Genomic DNA, 22,330 nt, shown 5'->3' with positions numbered 1-22,330 from the left:
CTGGCGCCCGCTCGCGCCACCGGGCGCATCGCCTTCCAGGGCGAGGCCGGCGCCAATTCCGACACCGCGTGCCGGCGCATGTATCCCGATCTCGAGCCGCTGCCCTGCGCCACCTTCGAGGACGCCTTCGCGGCGATGACGCGCGGCGAGGCGGATCTGGCGATGATCCCGATCGAGAACACGATCGCCGGCCGCGTCGCCGACATCCACCATCTCCTGCCGGTGTCCGGCCTCAAGATCGTCGGCGAGTTCTTTCTGCCCATCCGCTTCCAGCTGATGGCCAAGCCCGGCACGGCGCTCGCCGACATCCGCGAGGTGCACAGCCACATCCATGCGCTCGGCCAGTGCCGCGAGATCCTGCGCCGTCACGGCTGGAAGCCGGTGATCTCGGGCGATACGGCGGGCGCCGCGCGCATCGTGTCCGAGATGCCCGAGCGCGCCGTGGCGGCGCTCGCGCCGCGCCTTGCGGCCGAGCTCTATGGGCTGGAGATCCTCGCCGAGAACGTCGAGGATTTCGAGCACAACACCACGCGCTTCGTGGTGCTGGCGCGGCGCGGCCGCGAGGAGCGCGCGCTTTGGGCGCCGAACGAGGGCGGGCGCGTCGTCACCACCTTCATCTTCGAGGTCCGCAACCTGCCGGCGGCGCTCTACAAGGCGCTGGGGGGCTTCGCCACCAACGGCATCAACATGACCAAGCTCGAAAGCTACCAGCTCGAAGGCAAGTTCGTGGCGACGCAGTTCTACGCCGACATCGAGGGCCATCCCGACGACGTCGGCGTCGCCCATGCGCTGGAAGAACTGCGCTTCTTCTCCAAGCGCGTCTCGATCCTCGGCGTCTACCCGGCCTCGCAGGACCGGCCGGAGCCGGTGCCGCCCGTTCTCGGCGAGTGAGGCGCGGCGTCCCGCCGCGAAGAGCGGGACAGCAAAAAGCCCCGCGATGCGGGGCTTTTTCGTTCATGCAGGATCGGTGGATCGACGCTTAGCGGCCGACGCGGACCATGCGCTCGATGTCGCCGCGAATGACGCCGATATCGCTGAGCATGCGGTCGTCCATGCGGGTGAGCTCGAGGATCGTGCGGCGGTGGCTGCGGAAGGACTGCAGGCGCTTGGTGAAGGAATTGATCATGACGGAGTGTCCGGTTCAAACGAATTTCGTGACCGGGATATACGCCTTGGACCTGCCCACAAGGAGAGCAAGTTCTGCACGTCTGTTGTGCAGCCTGCGCATGACCCGTGCAGACGAAGTTCAGACACCGTTAAGCATTCTCTGATTTCTCTGCGTTGTCTGCCTCTATTTCGTGCATCACGAAGGCTCGGATGAGATGGTGGGCAATCGCGTAGCGCGGCGGCACGGCGAGCTCGTCCGGATGGGTTCCCGCCAGCATGTCTGCGAGCTCCGCCCGTTCGAACCAGCGGCAATCCTCCAGTTCCGTCGCGTCGAACCGGATCTCGCGCGTCAAGGCCCGTGCGGTGCAGCCGATCATTAGCGAGCCCGGAAACGGCCAGGGCTGCGAGGAATGGTAGCGCACAGCCCCGACCTCGATGCCCGCCTCTTCCGCCGTCTCGCGGCGCACGGCATCCTCCAGTGTCTCGCCCGCCTCGATGAAGCCGGCGAGGCACGACCAGAGCTGCGCGGGAAAGCGGGGCTGGCGCCCCATGAGGGCGCGGCCCTCGCCGTCGTGCACGAGCATGATCGACACCGGATCGGTGCGCGGGAAGACGAGATGGTCGCAGCGCGTGCACTTGCGACGGAAGCCGGCGGCCTCGATCCGCGTTTCGCCGCCGCAGCGCCCGCAGAAGCGCGTCTGGGCGTGCCAGTTGAGGAGATGTGCGGCCTGCGCCAACTCGCCCTCGACGCTTGGATCCAGCAGCTCGCGCATACCGAGGGTGCGCAGATCGAAGGCGTTGTGTCCCGCGATGCTGCGCGGGGCGCCCGGCCAGTCCGGCTCCGAGCCGCTCTCCGCCCGGTCACTGGGCAGTGCGGCGGCAAGACGCGGCTCGCCCGCTTCGGTGTGGCCGAGCAGCAGCTCGACCGCGCCCGATCCGAGAAGCGCCTGCGCTTCGCCGACTGTGAAATAGGGCTCGGGCGCATCCGCCGACCCCCTGCAGAGCCAGAGGCCACCGGCCTGCAGGGCGACGCGCGCCCGCGGTTCGGCCAGCGCCTCGGCGAGCGATTCGTCGGTGCGGGTTTCGCCGTCGCGCCGCAGGCGATTGTGGGCATAGCCGAGGCGCAGGAGATCGGGAGCGGTCATCGAAGGCTTTCGCGCAAGCTGCGGAGACGCGCCTCCGCGGCGGGTTCGTCGTAGGGGAGGCGAGCGCCGAAGCCCCAGACGGGGCCGGGCCAGCCGGGATCGCCCGCGGAGCGCGCGACGACATGAAGATGGAACGCGCGAACGACGTTGCCGAGGGTCGCGACGTTGGTCTTTTCGGCCGAGACGAGCGATTTCAGCGTGGCGGCGACCCGCGCGGACTCGTCGGCGAGGCGGTGGCGATCGTCCGCGCCGAGATCGAAGATCTCGACGATGCCAGGGCGGCGCGGCACCAGGATCAGCCAGGGCCAGCGCGCGTCGTTCATCAGGAGAACGCGGCAGAGGCCGAGATCGGCGACGGGAAACGTGTCGGCCTGGAGGCGCGGATCGAGTGTGAAGGCCGCGTCCGGGTTCGAGATGTCTTGCATTCGGTTCGCTTCTCCACGATATGGAAGGCGGGAGGTTGGTGGTGGACGAGCCGCTCGCCAATCGGGTCAGGTCCGGAAGGAAGCAGCCCCAACGAATCCGGCACGGGTCATCGTGCCAGCCTCCCACCTTTCCCCTTTTCATTCGTCTTGCCGCCCTGCCGGGCATCGTGCCTCTCTAGTAGAGGCGGATAATCGCCGGCAGGTGTTCGGCGATCTGAAGGCTCTCGATGCCTTCGAGAACGGGAATCGCCAGCAGGAAGACCAGCCCGTCGCCGAGCGTGCGATAGAGGCGCCCGGTCGAAACGTCGAGATGCTCTCGGTCGCGATAGAGCCGGACGGCGGGCCAGAACCGGGGCACACGCGCCAGATAGTCGCGGTAGGGCGTGCCGAAGACGGCCGTGAGATGCGCCTCCTCGCGGCGCGCCACGATCGTGAAGGCGACGACCGACGCGACGCCGCCGAGAAGCGCCACGACGAGGCTGCCGGTCTGCGCGCCGACGCCGGCGGCCGCGACCGAGGAGAAGACGTAGAGCGGGTTGCGGGTCATCGAATAGGGACCGCGATCCACCAGCTCCTTCGACTTGCGCCCGCCGATATAGAGGGTGCACCACATGCGCCCGAGAATGCCGAGGCAGATCAGACCCAGCCCGATGGCCTCGATCGATTCGTGGCCTTCGTCGGCCCAGGCCGAGCGGACGGTGAGGAGGGCGGCCAGCGCGATGGCGATCGAGACGGCCAGCACGAGGCGTCGCCGCGACTGGTAGCGGCTGAGCGACATCGACATGAGGCATCCTCTGCAAAGCGGGGTCGCCCGGCGGCGGGCGGAACCCTTCGGGAGATGACGCGCAATTGCGTTGCCGCAATGGCGGGCGCTTGCCGCTCGGCTGCCGCTGCATCCAGGCTGTTCCCCCTCAAGCCGGCATGCTCTAGGGTCGCGCCGACGACGGGCGCGTTCGCGCGACGATGATCGACGCCCGTATCGCGAACCTGACCTTAGGACCCGCTCGCCCCTCATGGCCGACGACGTGCCCACCCGCTCCGCCGCGCCCACGACGCCCTATCGGGTGCTGGCACGAAAGTACCGGCCCCGCTCCTTCGACGACCTGATCGGCCAGGAGCCGATGGTGCGCACGTTGACCAACGCCTTCGAATCCGGCCGCATCGCCCAGGCCTGGATGCTGACGGGCGTGCGGGGCGTCGGCAAGACCACCACGGCGCGCATTTTGGCGCGGGCGCTGAACTACGAGACGGCGACGATCCACCAGCCGCGCATCCACATGATCGAGCCCGGCGTCCACGACGTCGCGATCATGGAGGGGCGTCATGTCGACGTGGTCGAGATGGACGCGGCTTCGCACACCGGCATCGACGACATTCGCGAGATCATCGCGCAGGTGCGCTACCGGCCTGTGTCGGCGCGCTATAAGGTCTACATCATCGACGAGGTCCACATGCTGTCGACGCAGGCCTTCAACGGCCTGCTGAAGACGCTGGAGGAGCCGCCCGAGCACGTGAAGTTCGTGTTCGCCACCACCGAGATCCGCAAGGTTCCCATCACCGTCCTGTCGCGCTGCCAGCGCTTCGACCTGCGCCGGGTCGATCCGGCCGTGATGATCGCGCATCTGCGCCGGGTGCTCTCGGCCGAGGCGGTGGAAGCCGAGGACGACGCGCTGCGCATCATCGCGCGCGCCTCCGAGGGCTCGGTGCGCGACGCGCTGTCGCTCACCGACCAGGCGATCGCGCACGGGGCGGGCGCCGTCTCCACGCAGACCGTGCGCGACATGCTGGGCCTCGCCGACCGGGCGCGCGTCGTCGATCTCTTCGAGCTCCTGATGCGCGGCGATGGGGCCGGGGCGCTGCGCGAGTTGAACGCGCAGTATCAGGCGGGCGCCGATCCGGTGGTGGTGCTCACCGATCTCGCCGACTTCGCCCATCTCGTGACCTCGCTGCGCTTCGTGCCGGAAACGGCCGGCGACGCCTCGCTCTCGCCCGACGAGGTGGAGCGCGGACGCGACTTCGCCGCGCGGCTCTCGGTGCGCACGCTCTCGGAAGTCTGGCAGATGCTGCTGAAGGCGATCGAGGAGGCGCGCGTTGCGGCCTCGCCCAAGCAGGCCACCGAGATGGCGCTGATCCGCATCGCCTACGCCGCGGATCTGCCGGCGCCCGACGATCTCCTGCGCCTTCTGCAGGCGGGCACCCTGCCGGCCTTGCCCGCCGCGCCTCCTGGCTCCGCGCCGAATGGCGAGCCCGTTCGCGGCGCGTCGCCGTCGCTTCCGTCGTCCGGCAGCGGCCATGGCGCCGGTCCTGCGCACGGTGATGTCGACGCCCGCGCCGCACCCGGCCCCGCCGCGCCGCCCGCCGGCCCGGGCGCCACGATGCAGCTGCGCACGGTGGCGGGCACCGGCGGCGGCCTGTCGCTCGGCGCGCGCATGCAGGCCGCGTCCGTGCAGCCCGCGCCGGCGCGTCCGGCCGCACCCGATGCGGCGGCGACCGCGAAACTGCCGACCTCGCTGCGCGATCTCGAGGCGCTCGCCGCGGAGAAGCGCGACTCGCGCATGAAGGCCTGGATCCGCCGCTATCTGCGCCTTGCCCGCATCGAGCCGGGCCGGCTCGAGATGCAGCCGGCGGACGGCGCCCCCGTCACCTTCGCCGGCGATCTCGCCAAGCGCCTGCACGACTGGACGGGGCTCCGCTGGGTCGTCACGGTGGTGGAGGGGGGCGGCCTCACGCTGGAGGCGGAGGATGCCGCCCGGCGCGCGCAGCTCATCGCCGAGGCCGAGGCCGATCCGGACGTCGCCGCGATCCTGGCGCTGATGCCCGGCGCGAGCGTGCGCGAGGTGCGCCTTCGCGGCCAGCCGACGCCCGAGCCGGAGATGCCCGAGCCCGAAATCTCGGCGCCGCGCGCCATCGAGACAGTCGCCGACGAGGATCTGCCGGAGCGCTACGACATCGACCCCGCCACCCTTGGCATTCCCGACGGGGATGACGACATGGGCCCGGAGGGGAACGACGGCGTGCTCTTCGATCCCGACGCCGATACCGACGACACTGCCGACGACGACGACTGACCGAAACCAACCGCGAGGAACCGTCCGCATGAAGGACATCATGGGCATGATGAAGCAAGCGAAAGCCATGCAGGAGAAGATGCAGAGCCTGCAGGCCGAGATCGCCGAGGCCACCGCAACGGGGCAGGCCGGCGGCGGCGTCGTGTCCGTAACGCTGAAGGGCACGGGCGAACTCGTCTCGCTCGCCATCGACGATTCGCTCATCAAGCCCGATGAGAAGGACATTCTCGAAGACCTCGTCGTCGCCGCCCATGCCGACGCCAAGCGTAAGCTCGACGACGAGGTTCAGCAGAAGACGCAGGCTCTCACCGCCGGCCTGCAGCTGCCGCCGGGCATGAAGCTGCCGTTCTAGGGCCCGCTTTCGAACGCCGCCGCCGGCTGGGGGTGGCCCCGCCCATCGCCGACAGGGCCCATTCCCGACAGATCGACACGACATGGCCAAGACCATCGCCGGCCCGGAGATCGAGAGGCTGATCCAGCTGCTCGCCAAGCTTCCGGGCCTCGGGCCCCGCTCGGCCCGCCGAGCCGCACTGCATCTCGTGAAGCGGCGCGAGCAGCTGCTTCGTCCGCTCGGCGACGCCATGGCCGAGGCGGCCGAGAACGTGAAGATCTGCTCGAACTGCGGCAACATCGATTCGCGCGACCCCTGCACGATCTGCACCGATCCCACGCGCGACCGCTCCACCGTCATCGTGGTGGAGGATGTTTCCGACCTCTGGGCGCTGGAACGGGCAAAGGCCCTGAACGCGGCTTACCATGTGCTCGGCGGCGTGCTCTCGCCGCTCGACGGCGTCGGGCCCGACGATCTCACCATCCGCCGGCTGGTGGAGCGCGTGGCGGAGGGCGGGATCGACGAGATCATCGTCGCCGTCAACGCCACCGTCGAGGGGCAGACCACCGCGCACTACCTCATCGACCAGATGGACGGGTTCGAGGTGAAGATCACCCGGCTCGCGCACGGCGTGCCCGTCGGCGGCGAGCTCGACTATCTCGACGAAGGCACGCTCTCGGCCGCCATGCGCTCGCGCACGAAGATCTGAGGGCGTCAGCCGGACACGCGCTGTATCAGTTCGATCCGGTTGCCGAAGGGGTCGGCGGTGTAGAGCCGCGACCAGCCCGCCAGCGCGACGGCCTCTTCGATCGGGGCGCCCGCTCGCGTGAGCCGTGCGCCCATTTTGGCGAGGTCGCCGACCTCGAAAGCGGGATGGGCCTTTCGCGCCGGCCGGAACTCGTTCTCGACGCCGAGGCGGAACTGCACCGCGCCGAGCACGAACCAGCACCCGCCGCGCCCGGCAAGACTTTCGGGCTTGGCGATCTCAGCGAGACCGAGGAGATCGCCGTAGAAGGTGCGGGCCAGCGTTTCCCCGCCGGGCGGGATCGCCAACTGCAGGTGATCGAGCGCCAGAACCGCCATCGTCCACACCTCACGAAGGGTTGCGCGAGCGATCCTGCGAGCCGCCACCACGCCGGCGCAAGTCTTCGTCACTAGCCTTCCGGCAGGACAGCCGCATGCCGGAGACTTTAACGATGAGACGCATCACCCTCGCCCTTCTCGCGCTGACCACGCTCGCCGGCGGCGTGGCCGCTCCGGCACGGGCCGAAACGAGCGGCGTCGAGGCCGGCTTCCGGCGCTTCCTGAACGACGAGATCTGGCCGCAAGCCAAGGCCGAGGGCGTGTCGCGCCAAACGTTCGACGCCGCGCTCGGCCGCGTGAAGCCCAACCTCAAGCTGCCCGACCTGCAACTGCCCGGCCAGCCGAAGAAGGTCGAGGAGATTAACCGGCAGGCCGAGTTCCAGAGCCCGTCGGCTTATTTCGACGAGGCCAAGGTCGCGGGCGTCGCCGCCAAGGGGCGCGTGCTCCTGAAGACCTACGGCCCGGTGTTGAAGCGGATCGAAGCGCGCACCGGCGTGCCCGGCGAGATCGTGCTGGCGATCTGGGGGCGCGAATCCGGCTATGGCGCGGCGAAGATCCCCTACGACGCCTTCGAGGTGCTGGGCACCAAGGCCTATCTCTCGCGCCGCAAGGAAATGTTCCGAGGCGAGCTGCTGGCCGCGCTGAAGATCGTCGAGGACGGCGACCTCACGGTGGCGCAGATGAAGTCGTCCTGGGCCGGCGCCCTCGGCCAGCCGCAGTTCATGCCCTCGAAATTCCGCGAGCTGGCGGTGGACGGAGACGGAGACGGGGTCCGCGACATCTGGAATTCGGTGCCGGACACGCTCGCCTCGATCGCGCACTATCTCCAGCTCTCCGGCTGGGTGGCGGGCCGCGGCTGGGGCTTCGAGGCGGCGATTCCCGCCGGGGTCTCCTGCACGCTGGAGGGGCCGGACATGGGGCGGCCGATCGCCGATTTCGTGCGCGCCGGCGTGACGCGCGTTTCCGGCAAGGCGTTTCCCGCCGCCGAGACGAAGGCCACAGGCCATCTCCTGATGCCGGCCGGCCGCTTCGGCCCCGGCTTCATCGCGACGCCGAACTTCTACGTGGTCAAGACCTACAACAATTCCGACCTCTACGCCCTCTTCATCGGCCATGTCGCCGACCGCATCGCCGGCGCCGGACCCTTCGCGGGATCGTGGCAGCCGGTGAAGGGCCTGACGCGCGGCGACGTCTCGCGCCTGCAGGAGCGGCTGCAGGCGGGGGGATACGACGTCGGCGGCACCGACGGGCTCGCGGGCTTCAAGACCCGCCGCTCGATCGGCGCCTACGAGGAGAAGGCGGGCCTCAACGCCGACTGCTGGCCGACCCGCGAGCTCGCAGTTCGGTTGAAGTAGTCACCGGGGAAGGCGCACTGCCTTGCCGTACGGGGCGACGCCTCCACATCGGCAGGCATGACGACCTCAGCCGAAGAAACCGTCCTCAAGCGCTCCATCGCCATGACCGTCCTGGTCGGGGCGTCCGGCGTCGCCTTCGGCATCCTGTCGGGTTCGCTGTCGATCGTCTTCGACGGTGTCTTCTCGGCGGTGGATGCCGCGATGACGGGGCTGGCGCTCCTCGTCGCGCGGCTCATCGCCCGCGACACGAGCCGGCGCTTCCAGATGGGCTTCTGGCATTTCGAGCCGATGGTGCTCGCCTTCAACGGCGCACTGCTGACGCTCCTCTCCTTCTACGCCTTCGTCAACGCCGTCGCGACGATCCTCGCCGGTGGGCGCGAGCTCGTGTTCGACTGGGCGATCGTCTACGCGGTTCTCGTGCTGGCGATCTGCGCGGTGATGATCACCACCGGGCGGCGCGCCAACCGCACGATCGGCTCGCAGTTCGTGGCGCTCGACATCAAGGGCTGGACCATGTCCGGCGCCATCACCGCTGCGCTGCTCGTCGCCTTCGTGGTGGCCTCGCTGCTGGAGGGCACGCGCTACGCCTGGGCCATGCCCTATGTCGATCCGACGATTCTCGCCGTGCTGACGCTCTGCCTCATTCCCGTACCGCTGCGCACCGTGGCGGCCGCCCTGCAGGACGTCTTCCTCGTGGCGCCGGCCGAGCTCGACCGGCATGTCGCGGGCGTCGCCGCGGCGGCCGTCCGCCGACACGGCTTTCGCGACGCGCGCACCTATGTCGCCAAGGCCGGCCGCTCCCGCCTCGTCGAGGTCCACTTCATCCTGCCGCCCGATTTCGCCATCGGCTCCGTGGCCGTGCTCGACGCGGTCCGCGAGGAGGTCGGCGCCGCGATCGGCGGCGAGGGGCGCGACCGCTGGCTGACCATCGCCTTCACTGGCGATGCCAAATGGGCGGAGTGAAACGCGATGCGGCGCCGGAAGGGAAATCCCGGCGCCGCCTTTCGTCGGTCGGGCAGGATCAGGCGATCTGACCGCCGCCCTGCTTGGTGATCACGACGACCGAGGGCCGCACCGGCATGTCCGGCTGGAAGTCGGGCCAGCGGGTGGAGAGATCCTCGTAGTAGGAAAGGCGGCCGAACCCCTCCCAGTCCTCGCCGCCATCGCCGGGATGCTGCACGGCGACGAAGGCCGTCTGCATGTCCGGCAGGAGGAGGGGGCCGCACATCTCGGCGCCCACCGGCACGCGGAAGAAGAGCTTCGAGGTTCCGCGCGCCGCGCCCTCGGTATCCACGGCGAAGAGCCCGTCGGTGCGCCCCGTCGCCTTCGGCGAGTTGCCGTCGGTGGAGACCCACAGGCGGCCGGCGGTGTCGACGGCGCAATTGTCGGGCATGCCGAACCAGCCGTTCTTGGTGGTCTCGGTCGAGAAGGTCGCGCCGACGGCAGCCACCGAGGGGTCGCCGCACTTGAGGAGGATCTCCCAGCGGCCCTTTGTTGCCGCGAAGTCGTCGCCGTCCTCGGCGATCTCGATGATGTGGCCGAAGGCGTTGTTGGCGCGCGGGTTGGCCGCGTCCACCTTGTCGTCCTTGCGCTTGGAATTGTTGGTCAGCATCACGTAGACGCGGCCGTTCTCGGCGTTCGGTCCGATATCCTCGGGCCGGTCCATCGGCGTCGCGCCGAGGAGGTCGGCAGCGCGGCGCGTCTCGATCAGGACGTCGGCCTGGCTCGCGAAGCCGTTCTCCGCGGTGAGCTTGCCTTCGCCGAAGACGAGCGGCAGCCATTCCATCGTGCCGTCCTCCTCGAACTTCGCGACATGGAGCGTGCCTTCGTCGAGAAGGTTCATGTTGGCGGCGCGGTTCGCAGGGTCGTAGCGGCCGGCAGTGACGAACTTGTAGACGTAGTCGAAGCGCTCGTCGTCGCCGAGATAGAAGACGACGCGGCCGTCCTTGGCGACGATGTTGTCGGCGCCCTCGTGCTTGAAGCGGCCGAGCGCGGTGCGCTTCTTCGGCACCGCGTTCGGGTCCATCACGTCGACCTCGACCACCCAGCCGAAGCGATTGGCCTCGTTCGGCTCCTTCGACACGTCGAAACGATCGTGGAACTGGCCCCAGGCATAGGTGCCCTCGGGCAGGCCCAGCCGCTTGTAGTTGGCGGCCTCGCGATGGCCCTCCGGCAGCTTGCCGGTGAAGTAGCCGTGGATGTTCTCCTCGGCCATGATGTAGGTGCCCCAGGGCGTCACGCCGCCGGCGCAATTGTTGATCGTGCCGAAGACCTTGCGTCCGCTTGCATCCGCCGTGGTCTGGAGGCGCGCGTCGCCGGCGGCGGAGCCGGTCAGCTCCATCTCGGTCGTGGACGTGATGCGCCGGTTCAGGGCGCCGTCGCGCACCACCTGCCACTTGCCGGCGACCTTGCGGATCTCGACGATCGTGCCGCCATGGGCGGCCATCTCGATGTCGACCCGCGTTTGGTCGGCATCGGCGATCTTCAGCTCCGTCAGGGTCTTGCCGGGGTTCTTCTCGTCGGCCTTCTCGACCACTTGGACGATGCCCGGGAACATCAGATGCTCGTTCGTGTACTCGTGGTTGACCACGAGCAGCCCGTGCTCCGACGAGCCGTCGAGCGGAATGAAGCCGACATAGTCGTTGTTGTAGCCGAACTGGCGGGCCTGCGCTTCCGGCGTCTGCTTCGTCGGGTCGAAGGCCGGGCTGTCCGGGAAGAGCGGGTCGCCCCAGCGCAAGAGCACGTCGGCGTCGTAGCCCTCCGCCACGTGATGGCGCTCGTCGATGCCGGCCTCGACCTCGCGGAAGTCGAAGCGCGACGCGCTCGTCTCGGCCTTCGCCTCGTCGGCCGAGAGAAGCGCCAGCGGGCTCACCGTCGCGGCGATGGCGGTGGCGGCCAGCGAGCCGCGCAGGAAGTCGCGCCGCGAGAAGCGCGCCGCCACGATCTCGCCCATCGTCCGGTTCGCGGTCGGATTGAGGCCCTCTCCCTCGCCGTCTTCGAGACGGCTGGTGGGGAAGACGTGGCGGGCGGTGACGAGTTCGGTCATCGGGGACGCTCTCTGCGGATCTGGAAGGGTTCCAAACCCCGCATACGAGAGCTTTGTCACAGCGCGATGACATGCGCGCTCGCCGGTCGAGGCGCGGCGGCGACGCAGCGCTCGCGCGAGCGCAGCTCTGCGAAACTTCCGTGACAGCGGAACGGGGTGGTCGGCGACGGCGTCATCCGCTGGACACGACGAACCGATCTCGTGAACCGGGAGTCCACGGACCATGACATCGCAACGTCTTCACATCGCGGCCTTGAGCTTCGCCTTGCTCGCCGCCACCGGTGGTCCCCTACGGGCCCAGACAGCCGTCCAGCCGGCGGTGCCCTCCATCACGGAAGAGAGCGAAAGCCTCGATTCCGGCGTCGGTAACGACGAGACGCAAGGCTGGATCGGCAAGACCGTCGTCAGTTCGGACGAACGCGAGATCGGCCGGCTCGTCGCCGTTCAGCGCAGCTCGGATACGAGCGACGGCGGCATTCTCGTAATGGAGCGTAAGGGGCGGCGCCTCGAAGTGCCATTGACCGGCGCGAGCGCCGATGGCGACAGGGTGACGGTAACCCCGCTCTTCGAGGCCGTTGTCCGCCGTTAAGCGCGAGCAGTCCGAACCAGACGTACAGAAGGGGTGGCCTGCACGACGGGCCACCCCTTTTTCACTCAACCGTCTTGCAAGTCTCAGTTCTGTCCGAGGCAGAGGATCGGGTAGATCGACTCCTGCACCGAGGCCGTGGCATCCGGAACGCTGGAAAGCGGTGCGGAGGCGTCCGCCTTCTGGAAGTCGATCCCGTGATCGGTCAGGAACTTCGCCGCGGCGTCAGGCCGGATGGCGAAGTTGATCGACTGGGGGATATCGCCGGTCAGATCGGCGACGGCCACCGCGTTGAGCTTGGCGGTGACGACACCGACGACGCGACCGGCGAGATCGACCAGCGGACCACCGGAATTGCCGGGCTGCACGGCGGCGGAAATCTGCAGATAGTTCGCGTCGTTGCGCAGGCCCATCAGCGACGAGACATTGCCGCGCGTCACGTTGAGGCTGTCGGCGAGGATCGAGCGAAGCGGGAAGCCAAGCGCCAGCACGTCTTCACCGAGGCGCGGCTTGCCGGCGACGATGGACAGGGGCCTGCCGAGCGCAGCGTCGATCTTGATGAGCGCGAGATCGTGATCCTCGTCGACCACGACCTCCGACGCCGCGCCGAGATCGCCGACGAGCACGGTCTTGCAGGACTTCGCGACATGGGCGTTCGTCAGCAGCCAGCCACCCTTCGACACCACGAACCCGGTGCCCGACGAGTCGAAGCCGGGCGCGGCCGGGGGCGTCAGCGACGTGGCGTCCGCGCCATTGCCGAGCGCCGCCGTGCCATGGTCGCCGAATGCCACGCCTTCGGCGCGTCCGCTCTCGAACAGCTTGGCGACCGGCCCGATATCGGTCTCACGTGGACGCCCGGCGAAGGGATCGAAGCTGTTGAGCGCGACGGAGACGTAGGGTGCGACCAGCCCGGCGACGTCGTCGTTCCATGCGACCGAGAAGCCGCGCAGGTCCTTGTCCTTGCCCGCGAAGCGGATGACGAACTCGCGGCCCGCATCGACGCCGCGAATGTCGAAACCGGTTTCGGTCAATTGCTGTGAGATAATGGTCTTGGACGGTCCGGGTGTCGAGAGAACCTCGTAGACGCCGGCCAGCGAGTAGCTGTCTTCCGCAAAGCGAACCGTCTCGACCTCGACCTTTCCATCCGCGGACCGCCACATATGCCCGACTTCCGTGTCGCCCGCGCTCGCGACCAGCGAAAGCGGCAGACCGAGGCGAGCCCCGGTGGTCTGGTCGTTCGTCAACTTATAGCCGACCGCATCGCGCGCAATGTCCGAGCGAGCGATGACGGCCTTCAGGAACGCCTCGTCCATGACGCCGTCGGCCTTGAAGCCGAAGCGCGCCTGGAAATCGCGGATGGCCCGCAGCGTCTGTGCGCCGATGCGTCCGTCGAACTTGCCGGAATAGTCGCCCGTCCAGGCGAGGCGCGTCTGCAACCCGACGCGAAAACCCGCGTCCGTGTTATCGTTGTACGCGGTGGCCAGATCGGTCGTCACCGCCTGCGCGGCGGTCGGCAATACGGCCGGGGAGGCGCACAGCATCAATCCTGCCAGAACTGCCGTCGCCACGCTGCGCATTGAAAGCCCCCGATATCCGTTCGTCTTTCGAACAATGCGGCGGCGCCGGTTTCGATCCCGGCGTCTTAAGGATTTGTCAAGCTTTGACGCGGGTCTCTTTTAGCATGGTTGCGGTCGGCTGTGGAAAACTTGCTGCATCTTATCGAATCATCCCAGTCGCGTGGTCATGCCGCCCGGTGAAGCGTCGGCTTCGTCGGCTTCCACCTCCACCCGTGCGATCCGCTCGCCGCGCCGGATCAGCTTCTCGGTGGAGACGAGGATCTGATCGATGTCGCGTCCGGTCTGGCCGAAATGCGTCTTCAGCGACGCCATCCGCTGGTCGAGCCGCTGCAAGTCCTCGGCCAGCAGCGCGACCTCCTTCTGGATCCGTCCGGCTTCCTGCCGCATGCGCTGGTCCTTCAAGAGGGCGCGCACGACCTCGATCGACAGCATGAGGAGCGACGGCGAAACGATCACGACGCGGGCGCGGTGGGCACGGCGGATCACGTCCTCGAAATGCTCGTTCAGCTCGGCGAAGACGGACTCGGAGGGCACGAAGAGAAAGGCGGTGTCCTGCGTCTCGCCGGGCAGGAGATATTTCTCGGCGATCGCGCGGATGTGCACCTCCATGTCGCGCCGCATACGCCCGGCCGCGAAGCTGCGCGCCTCGTCCGACGCCGCCTCGCGAAACGCCGTCCAGGCCTCCAGCGGAAACTTCGCGTCGATCACCAGCGAGGGCGCGCCGTTCGGCATGGGAATGACGCAATCCGGCCGCTTGCCGTTGGAGAGCGTCGCCTGAAAGGAGTAGGCGCCACGGGGCAGGGCGTCCATGACGATCGCCTCCATCCGCCCCTGGCCGAAGGCGCCGCGCGCCTGCTTGTTGGAGAGAATGTCCTGCAGGCGTACGACCTCGCCCGCGAGATCGCGGATCTGGCCCTGCGCCCGGTCGATGACGGCGAGGCGCTCGGCGAGGCGCGACAGGGTCTCGCCGGTCTGGACCTGCGTTTCCGACAGGGACCGCCCGACGCGGACGCCCATGCCGTCGAGACGCTCGCCGACGCTGCGGGCAAGCTCGGCCTGCCTGGCGCCGAGCATTTCGCCCATGCTCTGCAGGCGTCCCGCGAGTTCGGCCTGCGAGCGCAGGATCGCCTCGCTTCGCGCTTCCTCCTCACCCGACGGCTCGTCGTCGCCGGCGTGCCGCAGCGACCGCGCGAGGCGCAGCAGCCCCCACAGCACCGCCAGCGCGAACGCGATCTCGCCTAACGTGACCCCGTGTCCGAAGACGACGAAGAGCACATGGTCGAGAACGGGGGCGAGCGCGGCGAAATCCATGCCCGCGACCCTAGCGGATTCGCAAGGGCGAGACCAGATCAAAGCAAGAACATTCGTCACCCGGATTGACCCTTTGCGGCCTTCGATCTAGGGGGAGCCCATGACCGTCAAGCCCCTCGTTCTCCTTCCCGATCCCGTTCTTCGGCAGGTCTCCACCCCCATCCAGCGGGTCGACGCCGACGTGCAGCGTCTCGCCGCCGACATGCTCGAGACCATGTACGACGCGCCCGGCATCGGCCTTGCCGCCGTGCAGGTCGGCGTGCCCCTGCGCATGCTGGTGATCGACCTCTCGAAGGAAGACGACGAGACCAAGGCGCCGCAGGTCTTCCTCAACCCCGAGATCCTGCGGGCGAGCGACGAGCGCTCGGTCTACGAGGAAGGTTGCCTGTCGATCCCCGACTATTACGCCGAGGTCGAGCGCCCTGCGAGCGTGACCTTACGTTATCTGGGCCTCGACGGAGAGACCCACGAGACCGAGGCCGACGGGCTTCTCGCCACCTGCCTGCAGCACGAGCTCGACCATCTGAACGGCGTCCTGTTCATCGACCACATCTCCAAGCTGAAGCGCGACATGGTGATCCGCAAGTTCACCAAGGCCTCGAAGCGGGTGGCGTCCTGACCGGTCGTATCCGATGCCGCTGACCCTCGTCTTCATGGGAACGCCGGACTTCTCGGTGCCGACGCTGCGCGCGCTGTCAGAGGCCGGCCATCGCATCGCCGCCGTCTATTCGCAGCCTCCCCGGCCCGCCGGGCGCCGCGGGCTGAACGCCGTGCCGTCGCCGGTGGCGGGGGAGGCCGAGCGGCTGGGCATCCCGGTGCGCACGCCCGTCTCGCTGAAGGGCGAGGCCGAGCAGGCGGCCTTCGCCGCGCTGGGTGCCGACGTCGCGGTGGTCGTCGCCTACGGGCTCCTGCTGCCGCCCGACATTCTGGCCGCGCCGCGCCTCGGTGCGCTCAACGGCCATGGCTCGCTGCTGCCGCGCTGGCGCGGGGCCGCGCCCATCCAGCGCGCGATCGAGGCAGGCGACGCCGTCACCGGCATGATGGTGATGCGCATGGAAGCCGGGCTCGACACGGGGCCGGTGGCGCTGACGTGCGAACTGGGCATCGGCCCGTCCGAGACCGCGGGCGAACTCCACGACCGGCTGTCGCTCGCCTCGGCCGAGCTGATGGTGGAGGCGCTCGCACAGCTGGAAGCGGGAACGCTCGCCTTCGAGCCGCAGGACGCGATCGCCGCGCGCACCGGGCGCGAGCTCGCCTATGCCCGCAAGATCGAGAAGGGCGAGGCCGCGGTGGACTGGACCCGGACGGCGGGCGAGATCGCACGCCGCATCAACGCCTTCTCGCCCTTTCCCGGCGGCTGGACGAGCCTTGCGGGCGAGCGGCTGAAGCTGCTGCGGGCGGTGGCGGAGCCGGGCGACGGCGAGCCGGGCACCGCACTCGACGGCTCGCTCCTTGTTGCCGCCGGCGAGGGGGCGGTGCGGCTCCTGAGCGTTCAGAAGGCCGGCGGCCGGCCGGCCGAGGCGGCGGAGTTCCTGCGCGGCACGAGCGTGCCGGCCGGCACGCGGCTCGGCTGAGCGCATGCCGCGCTACCGCCTCACGCTCGAATACGACGGCGCCGCCTATGTCGGCTGGCAGCGCCAGAAGAACGGCATCTCCGTGCAGGAGACCGTCGAGACCGCGCTGAAATCCTTCTGCGGCGACGACGTGACCCTCTTCGGGGCAGGGCGCACAGACGCGGGCGTCCATGCCACCGGCCAGGTGGCGCATGTCGACATCGCCAAGGCGTGGCCGACCGATACGGTGCGCGACGCGCTCAACGCCTATCTGCGCGAGGAAGGCGGCGTCGCCGTGCTCGCCGCCGAGATCGTGCCCGACAGCTTCGATGCTCGCTTCTCGGCCCGCCAGCGGCACTATCTCTACCGCATCCTCAACCGCCGGCCGCCGCCCACCGTCCTGAAGGGCCATGTCTGGTGGGTCTGGAAGGGGCTCGACGTCGAGGCGATGGATCGGGCCGCCAAGCGCCTCCTCGGCACGCACGACTTCAACGCCTTTCGCTCGGTCAACTGTCAGGCGAAAAGCTCGATCCGCACGCTGGAGCGGCTCGACGTGATCAGGGGGCCCGGCGACGAGATCCACATCCACGCCTCCGCGCGATCCTTCCTGCACAACCAGATCCGCTCCTTCGCGGGCTCGTTGAAGCTGGTGGGCGAGGGGCGCTGGAGCGCCGACGACCTCGCGGCGGCCTTGGCATCGGGCGATCGCAAGCGCTGCGGCCCGGTGGCGCCGCCGGACGGGCTCTACCTCGCGCGGATCGACTACGACGCGGCGTGACGCCCGTCAGGCCAGCGGCACCTGGAAGAGATCCGACACCGCTGCATAGGAGAGGAGCGTCGCCATCACCATCATCGTGGTGATCGCGATGGACAGAGGGATGTCGATCGCCGTGGCGGCGGCGATCAGACGGACCGTCAGCACGATCGAGGCGATCGAGATCAGCAGCCCAACGAGCTGCATCGCCTCGCTCGGGCCGACCGCCATGAGAAGCAGGAAATAGGGCGCGAAGAGCCAGGTCAGCAGGGCGCCGCCCCAGTTCGTCGCCACCACGAAGGCGACGATCTTCTTCGACAGGCCGAGACGGCGCGCCGCCACGGTCATGACGAGGATCGGCAGCAGCCACGCCGTCAGGTCGGCGAGGGCGTGGGCCGAATAGGTCGCCATCTCGCTCCGGCCGGCGTGAAGCCCGGCGCGCTCGACCCGCTCGAACTCGAGCCAGGAGAGCATCGTCGGCGGCAGCGCCACCACGAGGGCGGCAAACGAGCGCCAGAATCCATCGGCCGAAAGGTCGAGCCGGTCGAGACCGTCGCGGTGCCCCCTCATCAGCCGCGCCGCGCCTGTGAAGTAGCGGGCGATCTCGGGCAGCGAGGGCATGAAGTCAGGACTGGGCGGCGAACCAGCGGGCAATGAAGGTTTCATAGATGGCCGTCAGCGTTTCGAGGTCGGACAGGGCGACCCGCTCATTGGCCATATGCATGGTCTTGCCGACAAGCCCGAATTCGACGACCGGACAATGGTTCTTGATGAAACGGGCGTCGGACGTGCCGCCGGAGGTGGAGAGTTCGGGAACTCGCCCCGTCACCGCCTCGACCGCGCCCGCCAATTCGGCCGTCAGCGGGCCCGGCGCGGTGCGGAAGACGTCGGACACCGGCTCGCGCCACGCGATCTCGGCGCTTCCCGGCGCGCCCGCCGAGGCGAGCGCCGCTTCGATCCGCCGCAGCAGCTCGGCGCGCAGCGCGGCTGCCGTCCAGCGGTCGTTGAAGCGCACGTTGAAGGCCACCGACACCCGCGCCGGGATGACGTTCGTCGCGCCATTGCCGACATCGACCGAGGTGATCTCGAGGTTCGAGGGCTGGAAGTCCGGCGTGCCCGCGTCGAGCGGCGTCGCTTGCAGCGCCTCGAGCACCGCCGGGAGCCGGCGGAGAGGATTGTCGGCGAGGTGGGGATAGGCGACGTGGCCCTGCCGGCCGTTGAGCGTGAGGATGCCCGAGAGCGAGCCGCGGCGCCCGATCTTGATCATGTCACCGAGCCGCTCGGGATTGGTCGGCTCGCCGACGAGGCAGGCGTCGAAGCGCTCGCCCCGCGCCTCGGCATGGGCCAGCAGCTTGACGGTGCCGTTGACCGCCGGTCCTTCCTCGTCGCCGGTGATCAGCAGCGAGATGCGGCCGGCCGGCATGGCCCCGCGCGCGACGAGCCGCGCCACCGCCGCGACGAAGCAGGCGATGCCGCCCTTCATGTCCACGGCACCGCGGCCGTGGATCTCGCCCCCGTCGATCACACCGTCGAAGGGACCGTGCGTCCAGTCGGCGTCGCGCCCCGGCGGCACGACGTCGGTGTGGCCGGCGAAACACAGGTGCGCAGGGCCGCTTCCAAAGCTGGCGAGGAGGTTTTCCACATCCGCAGTTCCCGGCTCGCGGAACACCGGGCGCTCGACCGAAAAGCCGAGCGGTTCGACCAGCGCCTGCAGGGCGTCGAGGGCGCCGGCCTCCTGCGGCGTCACGGACGGACAGCGCAGAAGCGCGACGAGATTGGCGACGGGGTCGAGGGCGAGCGCGGTCATGCCGGCCTGCATATCCGATGCGGCAGAGGCCGTCACGCGGCGGTGAAACTGGCTCCGAGCCGACTTTCTGACGGGATGGGGGTGGTGTCTTTTGGCAACATTGCGCTAACCTTCGTGAACGGATCGTAACTTCTGCCCGAGGGCCGCCACGTTTTGGCCGGTTTCGAGGCCAAGTTCGTTCTGCATGGGAAACGGCCTTGGGGACTCTGCATGACGATACAGCGGGCTGAGGGAGATCGGAGCGTCTTCAAGCGTTCCAGCCGTCTGGCTTCGGTGGCGGCTTTCGCCCTTCTTGCTCCGCTGACATTGTCGGCCTGCGTCTCCGACGGGGACAAACTCACGGGAACGGCCAACCTTGCGCCGGCCGCCGAGACCGCCTCGAGTTCCGCTTCGTCCACCAGCACCGCCCGGCCCGAGATCACGAAGATTTCGCTGGCCGACAACGGCCCCTCCCGCGTCACGGTTCCTTCGGGTCGTCCCGTCGCCGCCGCGACGACGAGTGGAGCAGAGACCGCTCGTGGTGGACGCGTCGTCGTCGCCGCCGCCAAGGCCTCGTCCGCCGAGACCGCTCGCGACGCTTCGTCCGCCACCCTGACGACCCGCGCCGTCGCCGGTGCGGCGGCCGCCAAGACCGTGGCGACGAACACGGTCTCCGCGGCGAAGGACGGCGCGGTCGCCGCGAAGGACAGCGTCGTCGCCGGCGCCTCGCGTGTCGGCGCCGGCGCGGTGGCGGTGGCCAACGTCTCCGTGCAGACCGTGAAGACCGTCGCGCAGGCCGTTGGCGACACGATCACGGGCGACCCGAAGATCGACCGCCTGATCGCCCAGGCCGCCGACGACAACGAGATCCCGCGCGAACTGGCCTATGCCGTGGTGCGCGTCGAGAGCCACTACAATCCGCGCGCGCGCGGCTCCGGCGTCTACGGCCTCTCGCAGATCAAGCCGGCCACCGCGCGTGGGCTCGGCTTCTCCGGGCCCACCGAGGCGCTGCTCGACCCCGAGACCAACCTTCGCTACGGCATGCGCTACCTGAAGGGCGCCTGGGAGCAGGGCGGCGGCGACGTCTGCCAGACCGCCATGAAGTACAAGGGCGGCCACCGCACGACCACGATGTCGAAGTCGGCCAGCGTCTACTGCTCCAACGTCAAGCGCCACATGGCGGCGATCCGCTCGCGCAAGAGCCCGGCCATGTCGTCGGATTCGACGCTCATCGCCGCGGTCGAGCCGACCGTACGCGCGGGGATCATCGAGCGCACCGTCGCCGCCAAGCCCGTGCTCGCGCGCGTCGCCGCGACGAATGCCGTGGCCGCGGCACCCCAGTCGGCATCGCCTGCCGCGACGGCGATGACCTCGCAGGCGCCCGCTTCGGGCGCGGCCGCCGCGGTCGGGCTTCCCAAGACCGTGCCGGTTCCGGCCGTGAACCCGGTGCGCGTCGCCGACAACAGCTCGCGGCCGGCTGCCGCCGCGAACGGCGGCATCCCCGTCGGCCGCATGGTCGGCGGCCGGGTGGTGCGCCCGTCGGCGGCCGCCGTGCCGCAGCCCGACATCGACCGGTTCGGCGGCGCTTTCGACGCCTCGACGCCGGCGACCACTGCGCCGGCCGGTGGTCTCGGCTTCAACTGACGGCGTTAAAGCGGATCGAGTTTGGAAAAGGCCGGGCTTCGTCCCGGCTTTTTCGTGCCGGCAACGTCGATCAGATCAGGGGATCGCGTGCTGCGCTCGGCTTGAAGCCGAGAACGACCCACAGCGGCCCATAGCATGCCAGCGCGACCAGAAGGATCGCCAGCGCGTCTCCTCCGGGCGACGGCTCGCGGATCAGAGGCAGCCCGACGACCAGCAGGATCGGCAACGGCACGAGAGCCAGAAGGGCCGGCGAAATGCGAGCATCCCGAAGCCGCTTGGCCGACAGCATCATGAAGCAGACGACCGCCGCAAGAAGCCAGATCGCGCCCGCCACGTTCATCGCAACGGATGTGCGGTTCTCTGCTTGGAGGCCGTTTGCCGTGGTGAACGTCTTCACCGCCACGGGACCAATCGGAGCGATCCAGAGAAGAAGGACGCCGAGCGCGATCAGACCGACGATGGTGCCGCCGACGAGGGCACAGACGCCGAGCCACCAGGACCCGCGTCCGATCGTGCCGTGCCAGGAAAAGAAAAGCTCGCGGATCGATACGTTCGACATGAGGGGCGCCCGTCGTGCATTCCCTGCAGCGTACGACTGATACGGGTTTGCACAACGATGCCCAGGTTGTGTGCCGGGCGTGGCGGCTCCTCTGCCGGTATCAGGCGCGCAGCAGCTCGTTGATGCTCGTCTTGGAGCGCGTGCGCTCGTCCACGCGCTTGACGATCACCGCGCAGTAGAGGGCGGGGCCGGGTTCGCCGTTGCCCATCGGCTTGGCCGGAAGCGAGCCCGCGACCACCACGGAATAGGGCGGCACCTCGCCATAGGTGATCGATCCGGTCTCGCGGTCGACGATCTTGGTGGACTGGCCGATGAAGACGCCCATGCCGAGCACCGCGCCCTCGCGCACGATGCAGCCTTCCACGACCTCCGATCGGGCGCCGATGAAGCAGTTGTCCTCGATGATGGTCGGGCCGGCCTGCAGCGGCTCCAGCACGCCGCCGATGCCGACGCCCCCGGACAGATGCACGTTGCGGCCGATCTGTGCGCAGGATCCCACCGTCGCCCAGGTGTCCACCATCGTGCCCTCGCCGACGGAGGCGCCGAGATTGACGAAGGAGGGCATCAGGATGGCGTTGCGGCCGATATGGGCAGAGCGGCGCACGATTGCGCCGGGCACGGCCCGGAAGCCCGCGTCGCGGAAACGGTTCTCGCCCCAGCCCGCGAATTTCGAGGGCACCTTGTCCCACCACACCGCGCCGCCGGGTCCGCCCTCGACGATCTCCATGTCGTTGAGCCGGAACGACAGGAGCACCGCCTTCTTCAGCCACTGGTGCACCGTCCAGGCGCCGTCTTCGCCGCGCGTCGCGACCTTGGCCTCGCCGGCGTCGAGAAGCTCGAGCGCGGCGTCCACGGCCTCGCGCACCTCGCCCTTCGTCGAAGCGTCGATGCCGTCACGGGCCTCGAAGGCGGCTTCGATGGTGCGTTCGAGGCCGGCATGCGTGCCATCGGTCATCGGTCGGGATCTCCGGAAGGGGTTTGGAAGTGGTTCGTTCTCCTA

General features: G+C 69.0%; 23 protein-coding genes and 1 other RNA gene. 12 read left to right on the top strand and 12 right to left on the bottom strand.

Annotated elements, in window-relative coordinates; all coding sequences use genetic code 11:
• A complete protein-coding gene (locus tag GGR04_RS01560) occupies positions 1-891 on the top strand; it encodes a prephenate dehydratase (protein WP_246392717.1) in 891 nt (296 codons plus the stop codon).
• Positions 892-979: 88 nt separating this feature from the next.
• Here the strand turns inward: GGR04_RS01560 and GGR04_RS01555 are convergent, their stop codons facing one another.
• The 3 genes from GGR04_RS01555 to GGR04_RS01545 all read right to left on the bottom strand — a co-directional run bounded on the left by GGR04_RS01555 (position 980) and on the right by GGR04_RS01545 (position 2,677).
• The gene (locus GGR04_RS01555) at positions 980-1,126 is read right to left on the bottom strand and encodes a DUF1127 domain-containing protein (RefSeq protein WP_183197170.1); all 147 of its coding nucleotides are present in this window, start codon (positions 1,124-1,126) and stop codon (positions 980-982) included.
• A gap of 130 nt (positions 1,127-1,256) precedes the next feature.
• The gene (nudC, locus tag GGR04_RS01550; RefSeq protein ID WP_183197168.1) at positions 1,257-2,252 is read right to left on the bottom strand and encodes an NAD(+) diphosphatase; all 996 of its coding nucleotides are present in this window, start codon (positions 2,250-2,252) and stop codon (positions 1,257-1,259) included.
• Complete coding sequence (locus GGR04_RS01545) at positions 2,249-2,677, bottom strand: HIT domain-containing protein (protein WP_183197166.1); 429 nt, start codon at positions 2,675-2,677, stop codon at positions 2,249-2,251. The genes nudC and GGR04_RS01545 overlap by 4 nt, the downstream gene beginning before the upstream one ends.
• Before the next feature lie 30 nt (positions 2,678-2,707).
• Between GGR04_RS01545 and ffs the strand changes: the two genes are divergently transcribed.
• Positions 2,708-2,804: signal recognition particle sRNA small type (ffs, locus tag GGR04_RS01540), an RNA gene on the top strand.
• Between the two features lie 48 nt (positions 2,805-2,852).
• On the opposite strand, the gene GGR04_RS01535 is transcribed toward ffs, so the two are convergent.
• Entirely contained in the window at positions 2,853-3,461 is a 609-nt protein-coding gene (locus tag GGR04_RS01535; RefSeq protein WP_246392598.1) for a methyltransferase family protein, read from the bottom strand.
• Between the two features lie 241 nt (positions 3,462-3,702).
• Here GGR04_RS01535 and GGR04_RS01530 point away from each other — a divergent pair, with 241 nt between their 5' ends.
• The 3 genes from GGR04_RS01530 (at position 3,703) to recR (ending at position 6,785) form a co-directional block, all read left to right on the top strand.
• Entirely contained in the window at positions 3,703-5,745 is a 2,043-nt protein-coding gene (locus GGR04_RS01530; RefSeq protein WP_446680268.1) for a DNA polymerase III subunit gamma/tau, read from the top strand.
• Between the two features lie 28 nt (positions 5,746-5,773).
• Positions 5,774-6,097, top strand: coding sequence for a YbaB/EbfC family nucleoid-associated protein (locus GGR04_RS01525; RefSeq protein WP_183197162.1), 324 nt, complete (start codon positions 5,774-5,776; stop codon positions 6,095-6,097).
• Positions 6,098-6,179: 82 nt separating this feature from the next.
• Positions 6,180-6,785 (top strand): recombination mediator RecR, encoded by a 606-nt coding sequence (gene recR / locus GGR04_RS01520; protein WP_183197159.1) that lies wholly within the window; start codon positions 6,180-6,182, stop codon positions 6,783-6,785.
• A 5-nt stretch (positions 6,786-6,790) separates the two neighbouring features.
• Here the strand turns inward: recR and GGR04_RS01515 are convergent, their stop codons facing one another.
• Complete coding sequence (locus tag GGR04_RS01515; protein WP_183198970.1) at positions 6,791-7,159, bottom strand: VOC family protein; 369 nt, start codon at positions 7,157-7,159, stop codon at positions 6,791-6,793.
• Positions 7,160-7,272: 113 nt separating this feature from the next.
• Between GGR04_RS01515 and GGR04_RS01510 the strand changes: the two genes are divergently transcribed.
• Together GGR04_RS01510 and GGR04_RS01505 are read left to right on the top strand one after the other, a co-directional pair.
• Entirely contained in the window at positions 7,273-8,514 is a 1,242-nt protein-coding gene (locus GGR04_RS01510; protein WP_183197157.1) for a lytic murein transglycosylase, read from the top strand.
• Between the two features lie 57 nt (positions 8,515-8,571).
• Positions 8,572-9,477: a cation diffusion facilitator family transporter gene (locus tag GGR04_RS01505; RefSeq protein WP_183197155.1), complete on the top strand. Its 906-nt coding sequence runs from the start codon at positions 8,572-8,574 to the stop codon at positions 9,475-9,477.
• Positions 9,478-9,535: 58 nt separating this feature from the next.
• On the opposite strand, the gene GGR04_RS01500 is transcribed toward GGR04_RS01505, so the two are convergent.
• Positions 9,536-11,560 carry a PhoX family protein gene (locus tag GGR04_RS01500; RefSeq protein ID WP_183197153.1) on the bottom strand — a complete coding sequence of 675 codons (2,025 nt, stop codon included), beginning with the start codon at positions 11,558-11,560 and terminating at the stop codon, positions 9,536-9,538.
• 265 nt (positions 11,561-11,825) lie between these two features.
• On the opposite strand from GGR04_RS01500, the gene GGR04_RS01495 reads away from it, so the two are divergent.
• Positions 11,826-12,149: a hypothetical protein gene (locus tag GGR04_RS01495; RefSeq protein ID WP_183197151.1), complete on the top strand. Its 324-nt coding sequence runs from the start codon at positions 11,826-11,828 to the stop codon at positions 12,147-12,149.
• Between the two features lie 83 nt (positions 12,150-12,232).
• On the opposite strand, the gene GGR04_RS01490 is transcribed toward GGR04_RS01495, so the two are convergent.
• Positions 12,233-13,687 carry a trypsin-like peptidase domain-containing protein gene (locus GGR04_RS01490; protein ID WP_246392596.1) on the bottom strand — a complete coding sequence of 485 codons (1,455 nt, stop codon included), beginning with the start codon at positions 13,685-13,687 and terminating at the stop codon, positions 12,233-12,235.
• A gap of 183 nt (positions 13,688-13,870) precedes the next feature.
• Positions 13,871-15,034 (bottom strand): DNA recombination protein RmuC, encoded by a 1,164-nt coding sequence (locus GGR04_RS01485; RefSeq protein ID WP_183197149.1) that lies wholly within the window; start codon positions 15,032-15,034, stop codon positions 13,871-13,873.
• 100 nt (positions 15,035-15,134) lie between these two features.
• Here GGR04_RS01485 and def point away from each other — a divergent pair, with 100 nt between their 5' ends.
• The 3 genes from def to truA are packed head-to-tail and all read left to right on the top strand — an operon-like array spanning position 15,135 to position 17,365.
• Positions 15,135-15,653, top strand: a complete 519-nt coding sequence (gene def / locus GGR04_RS01480; protein ID WP_183197147.1) for a peptide deformylase — start codon at positions 15,135-15,137, stop codon at positions 15,651-15,653.
• 13 nt (positions 15,654-15,666) lie between these two features.
• A complete protein-coding gene (gene fmt / locus GGR04_RS01475; protein WP_183197145.1) occupies positions 15,667-16,608 on the top strand; it encodes a methionyl-tRNA formyltransferase in 942 nt (313 codons plus the stop codon).
• Positions 16,609-16,612: 4 nt separating this feature from the next.
• The gene (gene truA, locus GGR04_RS01470; protein WP_183197142.1) at positions 16,613-17,365 is read left to right on the top strand and encodes a tRNA pseudouridine(38-40) synthase TruA; all 753 of its coding nucleotides are present in this window, start codon (positions 16,613-16,615) and stop codon (positions 17,363-17,365) included.
• 6 nt (positions 17,366-17,371) lie between these two features.
• On the opposite strand, the gene GGR04_RS01465 is transcribed toward truA, so the two are convergent.
• Positions 17,372-17,962: a hypothetical protein gene (locus GGR04_RS01465; RefSeq protein ID WP_183197140.1), complete on the bottom strand. Its 591-nt coding sequence runs from the start codon at positions 17,960-17,962 to the stop codon at positions 17,372-17,374.
• 4 nt (positions 17,963-17,966) lie between these two features.
• Positions 17,967-19,148 carry a succinyl-diaminopimelate desuccinylase gene (gene dapE / locus GGR04_RS01460; RefSeq protein ID WP_183197138.1) on the bottom strand — a complete coding sequence of 394 codons (1,182 nt, stop codon included), beginning with the start codon at positions 19,146-19,148 and terminating at the stop codon, positions 17,967-17,969.
• Positions 19,149-19,358: 210 nt separating this feature from the next.
• On the opposite strand from dapE, the gene GGR04_RS01455 reads away from it, so the two are divergent.
• Positions 19,359-20,771, top strand: a complete 1,413-nt coding sequence (locus GGR04_RS01455) for a lytic transglycosylase domain-containing protein (protein WP_183197136.1) — start codon at positions 19,359-19,361, stop codon at positions 20,769-20,771.
• A gap of 70 nt (positions 20,772-20,841) precedes the next feature.
• Here the strand turns inward: GGR04_RS01455 and GGR04_RS01450 are convergent, their stop codons facing one another.
• Positions 20,842-21,330 (bottom strand): DUF805 domain-containing protein, encoded by a 489-nt coding sequence (locus tag GGR04_RS01450; RefSeq protein WP_183197134.1) that lies wholly within the window; start codon positions 21,328-21,330, stop codon positions 20,842-20,844.
• 100 nt (positions 21,331-21,430) lie between these two features.
• Positions 21,431-22,285: a 2,3,4,5-tetrahydropyridine-2,6-dicarboxylate N-succinyltransferase gene (gene dapD, locus GGR04_RS01445; RefSeq protein WP_183197132.1), complete on the bottom strand. Its 855-nt coding sequence runs from the start codon at positions 22,283-22,285 to the stop codon at positions 21,431-21,433.
• Positions 22,286-22,330 lie beyond the last annotated feature (45 nt).

The sequence above is a fragment of the Aureimonas pseudogalii genome, assembly GCF_014196835.1.
GTDB lineage: Bacteria > Pseudomonadota > Alphaproteobacteria > Rhizobiales > Rhizobiaceae > Aureimonas > Aureimonas pseudogalii.
The sequence above is the reverse complement of the archived record's forward strand: the minus strand, read 5'-3'. Positions and strand labels throughout refer to the sequence as shown.